This window comes from Sphingomonas rustica (assembly GCF_039652585.1).
Classification (GTDB): domain Bacteria; phylum Pseudomonadota; class Alphaproteobacteria; order Sphingomonadales; family Sphingomonadaceae; genus Sphingomonas; species Sphingomonas rustica.
Genome location: NZ_JBDIZK010000012.1, coordinates 12462 through 26285, shown reverse-complemented (window position 1 = coordinate 26285; position 13824 = coordinate 12462). Strand labels below are relative to the sequence as shown.

Below are 13824 nucleotides of genomic sequence, written 5' to 3'. Positions count from 1 at the left end.
ATGCCGATCGCCCTGCCCATGTCCGTTCCGACGGGATCCATCACCGCAGCGCCGCACGCCTTCGCGTTCGGCGAGTTCGTGCTGACCCCGGAACGGCAGTCGCTGATGCGGCTGGACCGGCCGGTCCGCATCGGTGGCCGTGCCCTCGACCTGCTGACCGCATTGGTCGAGCGGCCCGGCGAACTGCTCGACAAGCAGACCCTGATGGCGCGGGCGTGGCCGACCACCTTCGTCGAATCGACCAACTTGAAGGTGAACATGGCGAGCCTGCGCAAGGCGCTGGGCGAACGCCACGTCGCGCCGCAGTTCATCGCGACGGTGGTCGGCCGGGGCTATCGCTTCATCGCGCCGGTCCGGCCGCTGTCGAGAACCGCCGCCCCCCACGCCGGCACCGGACCCGGCGCCGGGACGAGGATCGCGGGATTGCTCGATACGCTGGACGGCATCCTGCGCGAGTTGCAGCATCTGGGCCTGGAGTCGCTGGACACGGCGCGCCCCTTCACCGGGATCAACGGGCAATAAAGCCGCGCCGGACAGCGACCGTGACCGCATGGGTTCGGTCATCGACCCCCAGCTTGACGAACAACGCCTTCAGATTCGCCTTGATGGTGTCGGTCGATACCCCGAGATGCGCCGCGATCTGCCGGTTGGCCTGACCCTCGGCCACCAGCTGCAGAATGGCCAGTTCACGCGGGGTCAGCGGGTCTTCGAACGCATGAACGGCGATCGCATGCGCGATATCGGCGCTGAGCGCGCGGCGTCCGGCATGAACCGCACGGATCGCATCGGTCAACTCCTTGCGAACCGCATTCTTCAGCAGATAGCCGGAAGCACCCGCCCGCATCGCGCGGACCGCCTGGACGTCGCCCGGATAGGTGGTCAGCACCAGGATGACGGCGTCGGGGAATGCGCCCCTGATCGTCTCGATCGCATCGAGGCCGCCCCGGCCCGGCATCTGCACGTCCATCAGCGTGACGTCGGGCCGCAACAGGCTGAACCGATCGACCGCTTCCTCGCCGCTGGCCGCTTCACCGACAACGACCATGTCGGCCTGGCGCTCGATCAGCGCCGCAATGCCGTCGCGGACCAGCGGATGATCATCGGCGATCAGGATCCGGATGGGTTCGGCGGCAATGGATCGCGTGACGCTCATTTCCCGAACCCGATCCCGGCAAGCCGTGACGTCCGACCGGACGCATAGGCGATCCGGCCGGGCACGGTCAGTTCGACGATGGTGCCGCCTTGCGGACCGGGCGCGATCGTCAGCCTGCCCTTCAGCCTGGACGCGCGCTCATGCATCCCGCCGAGCCCGAAATGGCCTTCCCTGCCCTTGTCGGCGATCTGCGGATCGATGCCCACGCCGTCATCGACGACGGAAATGCCGAAGCTCGACTGGTACCGGATCGTGATCGCCATCCGCTTTGCCCGCGCATGTCGACGGACGTTGAAGATCGCTTCGCCGGCAATTCGTGCAATCTCGTCCTGGATCGTCGGATCGAGGCGACGCGGCGTCCCCACCGTTGCGATCACGACCGCCGAAGCTCCGAAGTCCTGCTGGTGCGCGATGTCGGCAAGCATCTGCGCCAGGTCGCCGCCCTCTTGCTGCGTCCTCAGTTCGAGAACGCGGTCGCGCCCCTCCGCAATGACCTGATCGGCACGGTCGAGCGCAGCCTCCAGCGCGACCCGCGGCGGCCCCTTGATCCCCAGATCCTGCACGATGAGCTGGAAGCGCAGCGTGAGGGACTGCACCGCCTGGAGCAGCGTGTCGTGAAGCTCGCGGGCGATCCGTTCACGTTCCGCGACCCGTTCGGCCATCCGCCCCTTGATCCGGTTGGTGACGGTCCGCAGCCTGATCCGGTAGGCGATCCACAGCAGGAGGACCACCGCCAGCGCGCAGAGCAGCTTGAACGGCCAGCTCTGGAGGAATGTCGGCGGGATCTCGAACTCCAGTACGGCACCCTTGTCATTCCACATGCCGTCGCCGTTCGCGGCAAGCACCCGGAAGCGATAGCTACCGGGACCCAGATTGGCATAGGAGGCCAGTCGTCGCCCACCGGGGCTGACCCAGTCATCGTCCACGCCCTCGAGCTGATATCGGAACTGGATCCGGTGCGGCGCGGCATAGCTGAGCGCGGCATAGCCGATGTCGAGCGCGCGGGTACCCGCAGGCAGGACCAGCCGCGCCGGATCACGATGGACCGTACCGCCGCTGACGAGCGAGCGGATCACCACGGGCGGCGGCGCCAGGTCGGCTTTCAGCTTCGCGGGATCGATATGGGCCAGCCCCTGACGATCGGGCAGCCAGATCCGCCCGTCCTCTCCCACGCCGATCTGCGGCCCGGGAAAGGTAAGGTTGAGCGCGGGGAACACACCGTCCTGCAGATCGAAATAGGTCCGGTTCAAGGGAGCGGTCGGATCCTCGAACGCGCGATCCAACTCGGCCGTCGATACCCGGGAGACCCACAAGGCGCGTCTCAGCCAAGTCTCGCCAGCCGGGGTCTGGACCATGCCGCGGAGGCGCGCGACCCAGGGAAAGCGACGCGCATCGATGCGGGAGATGCGGTTGCCGCGGATTCGCAACAGGGCGTTGTTGCCGCTGATGAAGATGTCGCGCGGTCCGCTCGCGATCTGGAATATTTCGCCTAGATCATATTTTTCGAGCGGAGTCAGCAACGCCCCTGCGGCCTCGAGCCTGACGAGAGAGTCTTCAGCGACATAGGCGACGCCGCCGGTCGGGGTCTGAACGAAATCAGGCCTGATTGCCTGTGGTAGTGGCGTGTCGGGCCGGTGCCAGCCGGTTGAGTCATACCATATAGCGCCACCCTCATATAAGGTGAACCACAGGCGGCCGAAACGATCCTGGGCACAGCTTCCACTCAATTCCGCGTTTTCGGGCAATGGATGCGAACGACGCTTGCCGTCCCGTACGTGAAGGAGTTCGTGGTCCCTCACGCCCCAAAACCCGTGCTGATTATCGAGGCAGAGCCCGGCCAGCATGTGTTCGAAAAGCTTTTCCCAACCCGCGCTTCCCAGCCGGAAGACGCCGGCGGTGGTCACCACATAGGTCTGATCGCCACCGCCTTGCAGCGTATAGCCTTCGCCCAGATTGCCCGGCACACGTGTTTCGCGAACCGCAATCGAGCGACGGAATCGGTTCAGTCCGGCATCGCTGCTGAACCAGACATGGTTCTCGCGATCGATGAAGAGTCCGTTGACGCCGTCTGCCGTAAGCCCGTCCCGGACGTCGAAAAGCTGCAATCGATCCTTTGCCCCACGCCCTTGCGCGTCCGCATCCGGAATGTAGAAAATTCCGACGCCATTGGTTCCGCCCCAGATGCCTCCGGCGGCATCGAACGCGATAGACGAGGAATCTGCATTCGGGATCGCGGGGAAGGAAGTCCCGCCGGGAATGACCTTGCCGTCCGAACCGGCGACCAGCCGAACGCCGCCCTTGTCGGCGATCCACATGCGACCCGTTGGATCGATCGCGCAGGATAGCTGGGCAAATCTCCGTATCGGGGTGCTTTGGAAGCGCGTCGCGGTCGGTGCCCGCGACAGGATGGTTGCGTCGAGGACAGTATCGCCGTGCGTGCTGGCCCATAATGTGCCGTCCGAAGTCCTACACAGCGAATCCACATAGCCCCGCGAAAGGCCGCTTCCCTCCGGCGTCCACCTGCCACCAGACCATTGGTACAGACGCGATCCCGAAAACAGCCCGTTGATTGCCCAGACCGTGTTGGTGCCGCGGAGGTCGGGCATTCCGATTGCAGGGGAGTCTTTGGGCATGGGAAGCGGGTGTAAGCCGCCATCGCGATAGACTGCCAAGCCTCCATTTTGTCGGTAGGAAATCCAGAGTTCACCCGAAGGAGCCACTACGAGGTCAAAGGGGGAATTCCGCTCCATCGGCGAGCCTGGCGGGGGATCAATCCGTTCAAAAGTGACGCCATCGAAGCGATACAATCCCTCTGCAGAAGTGAACCACAGCCAGCCGTCGGGTGTTTGGGCCATGGCGCCCAGCCCGGTCGGGGGCACACCGTCGTCCGTGGTCCAGCGGCTGTGCTGAAACCCCGGAAGCCCCAGGCGGGCATATTGCGCGCCAGCAGGACGGGCAGCGAAAAAGACCAGGCAGAACAGCAACAGGGCTGTGACGGGGACGCGCAACATCGACGACCACATGCCCCTGCCAGCAGAAGGCGCCCACATGCTCCAGCCCCTCCGCTTTGCGACCGACCCCGCCCGATGCAGGCTCCCCCGCGCACCCGGCAGGACCGACTCGCCCCCATTCACCATCGGATAGTGATCAGCCAGGCGCGCTTGGGCAACCCCGCCGAAGGAAAGCCGGCGCGCGCTATCCTTTCGAACGGCTTTGGCCCCGGTCCGATTTGCGGCCGGGATCGGCCAGTTCGGCCTCGGATGGCCAATGGCCCTGGGGGTTCTCGCGGACGATTTCGGTCAGCAGCGCCTTTGCGCCCGCCTCGTCGCCGGCAAAGCGGCGCTCCATCGCGATGGCGAACTTGATCGTACTGTCGCGCGTATCCTTGAAGCGCGCCGGGTCGAGCTTGCCCTGCATGATCTGCACGGCCTGATAGTAGAAGTCGTTCTCGATCAGCTTCAGGCCCGGCTCGATCGCGTCGATCACGCGGCGCGCCTCGTCGTGGCGGCCCGTCTTGCGCAGCGCGAGATAGGTCCAGTAGGCGGTGGGCACGCGCATGTCGTCGCGGGCGAAATCGGCGGCCAGATCGAGCGACTTCGCCATGCCCGAAATGACGGTGTCATAGTCGCCCGTCGCGAAGCTGGTCTGGGCGTGGTAATAGACGATGTTGCCGCGATAGGTGCTGATCGTCAGGCCCAGGGGGTTCGGCGCGCCGTCGGGCTCGAAGGTGTCGGGCGTGTCGCCCATCAGCGCGAGCGCCTTTTCGTAATCGGCCAGCGCCGCATCGAACCGCCGCGCGCGAGTCAGATCGCGGGCGCGGAAGCGGTAGAGCTTGTAGCTGTTCGGGAAACGGCGAATGCCGGCGGTGAAGGCGTCGACCGCCTCACAGACGCGGCCGGCATAATCGAGGCGGCGGCCATACCAGATATGGCTGTCCTCGCGGTCGGGGGCGATGCGCAGCGCCGTCGCGGCGATCGCGATATCCTCATCGAGGATCTTCTGCGTCGCGGCGGAGAATTCGGGGATCGACAGCGGCGTGCCGATCAGGCTGGTCGCGCACTGACCGGCGGCGTCGGCCGATCCCTGGGCAAATGCGGGTACGCTGGACAGCGCAAGGGCGGTCGCCGCACCGGCGAGAAGCGGAAAGCGGCTCATCCGATCACCTCCTGGTAGATGCGTCGTACATTCAGGCCCATGATCTTCTCGACCGTGCTGGACGGGTAGCCGAGCTTGCGCACGCCGTCCCAGACGACTTCCATGCGGCGCGGGCCGTTCAGTTCGTTGATGAACAGCGGCCAGTCGGCCTCGTTGAAGTTCGCCCCCTCCTCGCGCTTCAGTTCGGCGACATAGGCGTCGGTCATCTCGACGACGCGGTGGTCGCGGTCGCTGCCGATGCCGACATGGTCGGCACCCATCAGCTTCACCGCATGATCGATATGACGGAAATATTCGGGCAGGGCGTCATCGCGCTTCGTCGTCAGGAACGGGCGCATCTGGCAGATGCCGGCCACCCCGCCCTTGTCGGCGAGGAGGCGGAGATTGGCGTCGGTCGTGTTGCGGGTGTTGCGATGCACCGCCATGCAGGCGGTGTGCGAGACGATCACCGGCCGCTTCGACGCGGTGATCGTATCCGCCATCGTCGCCATATTGGCGTGCGACAGGTCGATCAGCATGCCGCGATCGTTCATCCGCGCGACGAGTTCGCGCCCGAAATGGGTCAGGCCGTTGCTGCCCAGTTCCTTGCAGCCCGAACCGGCCCAGTTCTGGTCGTTATAGGTGATCTGCGCCGAGCGGACGCCGAGTTTGTGAAACAGGTCGACAGTGTCGAGGTCGCGGCCGAACTGGGTGCTGTTCTGGAACAGGTAGAACAGCGCGATCTGGCCGCCCCGGCGCGCGGCGTCGATATCGCTGGCCCGGGTGGCCTTGATGAACAGCTTTGGATGCTTCGCGATATGGGCGTCGTGATCGAGTACCGCCTGCAGCGCGTCCTCGCGCGCCTGGCCCTCATAGGCCTTGGGATCGCACAGGGTCACGGTGATCGCGTCGAGGCCGCTGTCGCGCATCTGGCCGATCAGCGCAGCGTCATATTCGAAGCGCACCTCGCCCATCGCGTCGAAAGTGAGCGGGCGCCCAGACGCACGGGCGGCCAGCGCGGGCCGTGCCAGCGTCAGCGCCGAGAATGACGTTGCCGACGCGATAAACTGCCGTCTGTCCACGATAGCCCCTCCCGATATCTTATCGGAAATTTCATAGCTAATCGGAAAAATTAAAGCAAGTGGCCGAGACTCAGCCGGTATTGACCCACAGCACGACCGCATCCTTCTCGCTGGTCGAGTAGCAGGCATGCTGCATGCTGCTGTCGATATAGATGCAGTCGCCGACACCCAGCGTCACCGATTCATAATGTTCGGTGTGGAAGCAGATCTCGCCTTCGAGGACATAGACGAATTCCTCGCCGCCATGTTCGGACCAGCTGGTGAACTCGTCGAGCGAGCGCGCCTTGATCGTCGTGACGAACGGCAGGACCTTCTTGTTCTTGAGCTCGGCCGCGAGCAGCCGGTGGCGATAGACCTCGGTCTCCATCAGCCGGCCGGCACCCGCCATGGTGACGCTGCGCCGCCCGGTGCCGTCCTGCGCCGAATTGGTCGCGAACAGGTCGGTGATGTCGATGTCGAAGCCCGAGGCGAGCTTCTGGACGACGTCGAAGGTCGGCGACATCTGATCGTTCTCGATCTTCGACAGGGTCGATGCCGCCAGGCCGGTCTGGCGGCCCGCATCCTCCAGCGTCAGCCCACGCTCGCGGCGCAGCTCGCGCAGGCGGCGGCCGAGGTGGAACGAGTCCACCCGGCGCCGCCGGGCCGAACGAATAGCGCCCAGAACCTCCGGTTCGTCTCCGTCCGTCGCCCGCATGTGGTAATCCTTGTGCAAATTCCGGAGGGCGGGATGCCGGGCTTCGGAACCCCGCCGTCCAGTGGTCTCCCGACATAGAGGAGAAATTTCCGATAGGCTATGCGAGGGGACGTTTCCCAGCGCCCCGCCTATCGGAAATTCAGACCATATCGGTGCGACCCGATCAGAATTTGAACTTGGCAGTCAGGTAGTAGAAGCCGCCGGCAACGCCGAACACGCTGTGGTTGTCGTAGATCAGGCCGGTGCGGGCCCGCGCCGCGCCGCGATCGGGCGGGAAGATGTTGAACAGGTTGCGCGCGCCGATGCTGAGATCGACGTTGCGGATTCCGGAATAGGTCAGCTCGGCGTCGAACAGCGTCACCTGCTTGCGCGGCAGGAAGCTGTTGCCGTCCAGGCGGCGCCAGGCGCCGTAATGGATCGCACGGCCCATGATCGCGAAATCGCCGACCCGTGTGGTCGTCGAGAAATTGCCGCGCCAGCGCGGCGTGCCGCGTTCGAACTCGGTGACGATGGCGGGGCTGAATCCCGGCGGCGGCGAGCCGCGCAGATGCTGCTCGTTATAATTCACCGCCAGGCTGAACTCGGTCGATGCCGCGGTCGACCAGCGATGGCGATAGGTGCTGACCAGGTCGAAGCCGCGGACGCGGGTGTCCATCTCGTTCTGGAAATAGCGCACCTGCTCGATATCGGCACCATTGGGGAAGCCGAGCGCGGCAAGCGCGGCGCGTTCCGCCGGCGTGGTATCGCGTGACGGGGTGAGCAGCAGCCGGTCGTCGACATCGATCTGGTAGAAGTCGAGCGTGGTCAGGAAGCCCTCCAGCCCGGTGAAGACGACGCCCGCCGACATGTTGAACGAGGTTTCGGGGATCAGCGATTCCGAGCCGAAGACCTGAGCCGCGGGCGAACCCGGGACCAGCACCGCGTCGAGGATGAAGCCGCCCAGCCCGTCGAGCTGCGACGTCAGGCTGGTGCCGAACACCTGGCCCGCCGCCGGTGCGCGGAAGCCGGTGCTCACCGATCCGCGCAGCGCGAAGGCATCGTTCAGCTTGAACCGCGTCGCCGCCTTGTAGCTGAAATTGTCGCCGAACTGGTCGTAATCCTCGTAGCGCGCGGCGACCGAGAGATTCCACCAGGGGGTGATGTCGGCATCGACCTCGCCGAACACCGCATAGCTCGACGAGTCGAAGCTGCCGGCGAAGTCGGGCGAGAAGCCCTGGAAGCCGTTGGCGCCGGCCGGCAGATCGCGCAGCGGGCCGGTGATGTAGCTTCCCTCGTCGCCCTGCCCGATCACATAGGTCTCGTTGCGATAGCTGGCACCGGCGAAGACCAGGATCTCGTCAGTCAGGTCATAGGAGACCTCGCCGTCGAACTGCAGCTCGCGCTGGGTCAGCGATCCGGGCTTGAACGAGGTGGGCGAGTTGACGCCCATCGACGCGTTGATCGTGTTGGTGATGGTATAGTCGACGGTGTTGCTGCCATAGCGGCCCGACACGTCCCATTTCAGCCGGCCGCCGCGATCGCGCAGGCCGAACACGACGCTGATATCCTCGAGGTCCCCGGCGAATTCGGGGGTGAAGCCGCCCGGATAGATCGCAGCCAGGTTGAATGCCTGGGGGTGCGCCGGGGTCAGGTCATAGGCGGAATTGGCATAGGTGTTGTGGCCGTTCAGCCCGCCCGCCGCATAGGGCTGGCGCAGGCCGAAGGTGACCGAGCTTTCGCCCATCATATAGTTGCCGAAGGTGTAGAGCTCGGCATCGCCGCTGACCGTCACGCCGGCATTCCACACCAGCTTGAATGCGCGGTAGAGCGGATCGAGATTGCCCTCGGGATGCTCGGGCACGCCCTGGACGCCGGCAGCGCGCAGCGCCGCTGCGCCCTGGTGCACCGCCTTGCCGGCATGTGCCTTCGCCTGGTCGGTATATTGGGCCGCCAGGTTCAGATAGGCATTGTCGCCGACCGGGACCGCGACATGGCCCTGGATGTCGTAGGTGCGCCCGCCGGTCTCGTAATATTCGCCGACCTGGGCGATGATCGCACCGCCGCTCTTGGCGCGCTTCAGCTCGAGGTTGATCACGCCGGCGATCGCGTCCGAGCCATATTGCGCCGATGCACCGTCGCGCAGCACCTCGACGCTGGACAGCGCGATCGGCGGAATGACGTTGAAATCCTGGCCCTGCGAGCCGGAAGTCGAGGCGTGGCCGGTGCCGATCTGGACGATCGAGGCACGGTGACGACGCTTGCCGTTCATCAGAAGCAGGACGTGGTCGGCGGGCGATCCGCGCAGCGTGATCGGACGTACGAAGGACGAGCCGTCATTGCCCTGGAGGCGCTGGGCGTTGAACGCGGGCACCAGCGTGCGCAGCGCGTCGTTGACGTCGGCATAGCCGGTCGTGCTGATCTGTTCGGGCGAGATGACGTCGATCGCGACGGCGCTGTCGGTGACCGAACGGTCCATCCGGCGTGTTCCGATGACGACGATCGAATCGGTCGCCTCCTCACTCTCCGCACGCTCCTCCTGCGGCGCAACTTCCTGCGCCTGGGCGAGCGGCGTGACCGCGAACGCCATGGCGGACGACACCAGCAGGCGTGACACGAGCTTCGACATAATACCCTCCTTTTCCCCGGTTTTCGATCGGCGACCCCGCCGGTTTCCGATCAGTGTCAGAATTCTTGCAATTTTCCTATCATAGAAATTATTGCCTAACCAGTAAATCCTACCTATGCCTTTCCTGTCGGCGCGGAATGGCGCCTGGGAGGGTTCAAGCGTGGCCAGGATGATGAAGTCGCTCGCACTGGCAGCCAGCCTCGCCTGTTCAACCGCGGCGATGGCGCAGCAGGATGCGCCCGACTCGCTGGCCATCCACGCTGGCCGGGTGATCGCCGTCCCCGGCGAGAAACCGCTGGGGCCGTCGACGATCGTGGTTCGCGGCGGGCGTATCGCCGAGATCGTGCCGGGGCATGTCGAGCGGCCCGGCCTGCGCACGATCGATCTTGGCAGCCGGACCGTGCTGCCCGGGCTGATCGATACCCATGTTCATCTCAGCTTCTCGCCCGACACCGCGCTGACCTCGGCAGCGGTCGATACGGCGGAGGATGTCGCGCTGATCGCCTATGCGAATGGGCTGAAGACGCTGCAGGCCGGGTTCACCACGGTGCGCGACGTCGGATCGGACGGCTATTCGATCCATGCGCTGCGCGATGCGACCGAGGACGGGCGCGTCGTCGGTCCGCGCATCGTCCTGTCGGGCACCTCGCTGTCGATCGTCGGGGGACATGGCGACATGTCGGGGCTGAACCGCAAGGCGACCGAGGCGCTGTACCCCTATGACTATACCGGCGCATGCACCGGCGCGGTCGAATGCGCGCTTCGCGTGCGCGAGGCAGCCAAATATGGCGCGGACCTGATCAAGATCACCTCGACCGGCGGCATCCGGTCACAGCAGGCGCGCGGCCTCGGCCAGCATCTGACCGACGAGGAACTGACCTCGATCGTCACGACCGCGCACGGCCTGGGCCTGAAGGTGGCGGCGCATGCGCATGGCGGCCAGGGTGTCGCGGCGTCGGTGCGCGCAGGCGTCGATTCGATCGAGCACGGCACCTATCTGGACGAGGCAACCGCCAGGCTGATGGCCGAACGCGGCACCTGGCTGGTGCCGACGCTCGGGCTGCTCGACGGGCATGACGCGGGCGAGGTCAGCGCGTCGGTCCGCGCCAAGATGGAAGAAGCGCGGCGGGTCCGCGGCCGCAACATCCGACTGGCGATGCAGTACCGCGTGCGGGTCGCGTTCGGCACCGATGCCGGCGTTTCGCCGCATGGCGAGAATGCGCGCCAGTTCCGCCTGATGGTCGAACAGGGGCCGATGACGCCGATGGCGGCGCTGGGATCGGCGACCGTCGATGCCGCCGCGCTGATCGACCGCTCCGACACGGTCGGGACGATCGAGCCGGGCAAGTTCGCCGACCTGATCGCCGTCGCCGGCGACCCCTATTCCGACATCACCGTGCTGGAACGCGTCTCGACCGTCATCAAGGGCGGGCGCGTGATCCGGCACGACGTGCCATGATGCGCGACTCTGCCGCCCCCGGCACCCGTCTTTCCACCGATCACCGCAATGGACGCTCTTCACACTATGCACCCAAATGATGCCAGCCCATCCGCTCCCCGAGCGTTCACCCGGTCGGTCGGCGACCTGTTCGGCGAACTGGGCCTGTCGCTCGACGCCCATCAGGGATCGGCGCTGACGGTCACCTCGCCGATCGACGGATCGACTCTCGCGTCGCTGCGCACCGACAGCGCCGACGAGATGGATGCGATGGTCGCCCGCGCGCGGACCGCCTTTCTCGACTGGCGCGCGGTGCCCGCGCCGCATCGCGGCGAACTGGTGCGCCGCTTCGGCCTGCTGGTGCGCGAGCACAAGGAAGCGCTGTCCCAGCTACTGACGATCGAGAACGGCAAGATCCTGACCGAGGCGCGCGGCGAGGTGCAGGAAGTCATCGATATCTGCGACTATGCCGTCGGCCTCTCGCGCCAGCTGTTCGGCATGACGATCGCATCGGAACGCGCCGAGCATCGCCTGACCGAATACTGGCACCCGCTGGGCGTGCTCGGCCTGATCTCGGCATTCAACTTCCCGGCGGCGGTCTGGGCCTGGGGCACCACCGTCGCGCTGGTGTGCGGCGACGGCGCGATCTGGAAGCCGTCGGAAAAGACGCCGCTGACCGCGCTCGCCTTTGCCGGGCTGCTGCAGAAGGTGGCGGCCGATTATGAGCAGGCGCCCGAGAATCTGGTGCAGGTCGCGCTGGGCGATGCCGCCTGCGGGATCGCGCTGGCGGATCATCCCGATGTCGCGGTCGTCAGCGCGACCGGCAGCGTCCGCATGGGCCAGGATGTCGGCGTGCGCGTCCAGCGCCGCTTCGGCCGGCCGATCCTGGAGCTGGGCGGCAACAATGCCGCGATCGTCACCCCCAGCGCCGATGTCGCGCTGGCGCTGCGCGGCACCATCTTCGCTGCGACCGGCACGTGCGGCCAGCGCTGCACGACGCTGCGCCGGCTGATCGTGCATGAGGATATCCGCGAGTCGTTCGTCCGGCGGCTGATCGCCGCGGTCGGCACGCTGAACATCGGCAGCCCGCTGGACGAGGCGACCCATGTCGGCCCGCTGATCGACAAGGCGGCGTTCGACGGGATGCAGCGCGCGCTGGACGCGGCGCGCAGCCAGGGTGGCATCGTCCATGGCGGCGAGCGGATCGAGCAGGCGGGATCGCCCGAGGCCTATTATGTCCGGCCCGCGATCGTCGAGATGCCGGGACAGACCGAGATCGTCCGCGAGGAGACGTTCGCGCCGATCCTCTACATCCTGTCCTATACCGAGCTCGACCAGGCGATCGCGCTGCAGAACGGGGTGTCGCAGGGCCTGTCCTCGTGCATCTTCACCCGCGACGTGCTGGAGGCCGAGCGTTTCCAGTCGGCGCTGGGCAGCGATTGCGGCATCGTCAACGTCAATATCGGCACCAGCGGCGCCGAGATCGGCGGGGCCTTCGGCGGCGAGAAGGTGACCGGCGGCGGCCGCGTCTCCGGCTCCGACAGCTGGAAGAACTATATGCGCCGGGCGACTGCCACGGTGAACTATTCGACTTCGCTTCCGCTCGCCCAGGGTGTGAAGTTCGACCTCGACATCCAATGACACCAGAAATCCGCAGGGGAGATTCAATGAGAACCATCCGGAAATTCGCGCTGGCCGCGTCGTTCGGCCTGGCACTGGCGGTCGCGCCGATGACCGCATCGGCCCAGAATGGCAGCTTCCAGGGCACCTCGCTGCTCGGCCAGCCGATGTACACCGCGCCCGCGCGCAACGCGAACGTGGCCGCGGTCGAGACGCTGGAACGCGCCGCACGCGACGCGAAGGCGGCGTTCGAGGCAAACATGACGGTGGACAATGCCACCTGGTATGGCCGCGTCCTCTTCTACCAGGGCTATACCCGCGAATCCGCCGAGGTGTACGACAAGGCGCTTCGCCGATTCCCCAATTCGGGCAAGCTGCTGCGCCACCGCGCGCATCGCCATTTCTCGCTGCGCGAGTTCGACAAGTCGATCGAGCTGGGGCTGAAGGCGGCGAAACTCTACGAGAACCAACCGCTCGAGCGCGAGAAGCCGGGCCCCGACTATTTCCCGGGCGACCCCGATGTCGTGCAATATTATCTCTATTACCATCTCGGCCAGGCCTATTTCGCCAAGCATGATTTCGACAATGCGGCCAAGTGGTTCGCGCGATCGGCGGAGGCGGCGTCGTTCACCCATGATTTCGATGCGCGCACCGCCAACGGCTATTGGGAATATCTGTCGCTGGCCCGCAGCGGGCGGCTGCGCGAGGCGCAGAAGCGGCTCGACAGCTATGACCTGACGCTGTTCGAGGTGCACCCGACGGGCGGGTCCGACACCTATTTCGACGGGCTGCAGCTGTTCAAGGGCCACCGCGCCGCCGACAGCTTCTTCAGCGACAAGGATGGCGGCCGTGCCTTCGCGACCGCCGACGGCGTCGCGGCATCGACCGCCTACAGCCTGGCCAACTATTACATGCTGCGCGGCGAGCCCGAAAAGGCGAAGCCGTGGCTGCAGCGGTCGATCAACGTCGACAGCTGGAGCTATTTCGCCCGGATCCAGGCCGAGGCCGATTGGCTGTTGCTCTTTCCGAACGAAAAGCCATGACGTGACGCGCCGAGCCGGCGGCGTATGACCAAGGGCCGATGAGGGAGAGACTGAC

The 13824-nt window shown here is 65.9% G+C and carries 10 protein-coding genes; 4 read left to right on the top strand and 6 right to left on the bottom strand.

The features are described 5' to 3' along the window. Positions 1-522, top strand: coding sequence for a winged helix-turn-helix domain-containing protein (locus TPR58_RS18080; protein WP_346248139.1), 522 nt, complete (start codon positions 1-3; stop codon positions 520-522). Here TPR58_RS18080 and TPR58_RS18075 read toward each other — a convergent pair. From TPR58_RS18075 to TPR58_RS18050, 6 genes are all read right to left on the bottom strand, one after another. Further along, complete coding sequence (locus tag TPR58_RS18075; protein ID WP_346248138.1) at positions 509-1153, bottom strand: response regulator; 645 nt, start codon at positions 1151-1153, stop codon at positions 509-511. The two genes, TPR58_RS18080 and TPR58_RS18075, sit on opposite strands and share 14 nt — an antisense overlap. Then, positions 1150-4176 carry a sensor histidine kinase gene (locus TPR58_RS18070; protein ID WP_346248137.1) on the bottom strand — a complete coding sequence of 1009 codons (3027 nt, stop codon included), beginning with the start codon at positions 4174-4176 and terminating at the stop codon, positions 1150-1152. Before TPR58_RS18070 ends, TPR58_RS18075 begins: the two co-directional genes overlap by 4 nt. Positions 4177-4348: 172 nt before the next feature. After that, entirely contained in the window at positions 4349-5308 is a 960-nt protein-coding gene (locus TPR58_RS18065; protein WP_346248136.1) for a tetratricopeptide repeat protein, read from the bottom strand. Next, entirely contained in the window at positions 5305-6369 is a 1065-nt protein-coding gene (locus TPR58_RS18060; protein ID WP_346248135.1) for a dipeptidase, read from the bottom strand. The genes TPR58_RS18065 and TPR58_RS18060 overlap by 4 nt, the downstream gene beginning before the upstream one ends. A gap of 70 nt (positions 6370-6439) precedes the next feature. Then, the gene (locus tag TPR58_RS18055) at positions 6440-7063 is read right to left on the bottom strand and encodes a helix-turn-helix domain-containing protein (RefSeq protein WP_346248134.1); all 624 of its coding nucleotides are present in this window, start codon (positions 7061-7063) and stop codon (positions 6440-6442) included. A gap of 163 nt (positions 7064-7226) precedes the next feature. Continuing rightward, complete coding sequence (locus TPR58_RS18050) at positions 7227-9668, bottom strand: TonB-dependent receptor plug domain-containing protein (RefSeq protein ID WP_346248133.1); 2442 nt, start codon at positions 9666-9668, stop codon at positions 7227-7229. A gap of 169 nt (positions 9669-9837) precedes the next feature. Between TPR58_RS18050 and TPR58_RS18045 the strand changes: the two genes are divergently transcribed. The 3 genes from TPR58_RS18045 to TPR58_RS18035 all read left to right on the top strand — a co-directional run bounded on the left by TPR58_RS18045 (position 9838) and on the right by TPR58_RS18035 (position 13769). Next, on the top strand, positions 9838-11127 hold the full coding sequence (locus tag TPR58_RS18045) for a metal-dependent hydrolase family protein (protein WP_346248301.1): 1290 nt from the start codon (positions 9838-9840) through the stop codon (positions 11125-11127). 66 nt (positions 11128-11193) lie between these two features. After that, complete coding sequence (gene amaB, locus TPR58_RS18040; RefSeq protein WP_346248132.1) at positions 11194-12747, top strand: L-piperidine-6-carboxylate dehydrogenase; 1554 nt, start codon at positions 11194-11196, stop codon at positions 12745-12747. Positions 12748-12773: 26 nt separating this feature from the next. Further along, the gene (locus TPR58_RS18035; protein WP_346248131.1) at positions 12774-13769 is read left to right on the top strand and encodes a hypothetical protein; all 996 of its coding nucleotides are present in this window, start codon (positions 12774-12776) and stop codon (positions 13767-13769) included. The last annotated feature ends 55 nt before the right edge of the window (positions 13770-13824 follow it).

Coding starts and splice junctions, on each gene's coding strand:
- TPR58_RS18080 (WP_346248139.1), top strand. CDS start 1: ATGCCGATCGCCCTGCCCATGTCCGTTCCGACGGGATCCATCACCGCA.
- TPR58_RS18075 (WP_346248138.1), bottom strand. CDS start 1,153: ATGAGCGTCACGCGATCCATTGCCGCCGAACCCATCCGGATCCTGATC.
- TPR58_RS18070 (WP_346248137.1), bottom strand. CDS start 4,176: ATGTGGTCGTCGATGTTGCGCGTCCCCGTCACAGCCCTGTTGCTGTTC.
- TPR58_RS18065 (WP_346248136.1), bottom strand. CDS start 5,308: ATGAGCCGCTTTCCGCTTCTCGCCGGTGCGGCGACCGCCCTTGCGCTG.
- TPR58_RS18055 (WP_346248134.1), bottom strand. CDS start 7,063: ATGCGGGCGACGGACGGAGACGAACCGGAGGTTCTGGGCGCTATTCGT.
- TPR58_RS18050 (WP_346248133.1), bottom strand. CDS start 9,668: ATGTCGAAGCTCGTGTCACGCCTGCTGGTGTCGTCCGCCATGGCGTTC.
- TPR58_RS18045 (WP_346248301.1), top strand. CDS start 9,838: ATGATGAAGTCGCTCGCACTGGCAGCCAGCCTCGCCTGTTCAACCGCG.
- amaB (WP_346248132.1), top strand. CDS start 11,194: ATGCACCCAAATGATGCCAGCCCATCCGCTCCCCGAGCGTTCACCCGG.
- TPR58_RS18035 (WP_346248131.1), top strand. CDS start 12,774: ATGAGAACCATCCGGAAATTCGCGCTGGCCGCGTCGTTCGGCCTGGCA.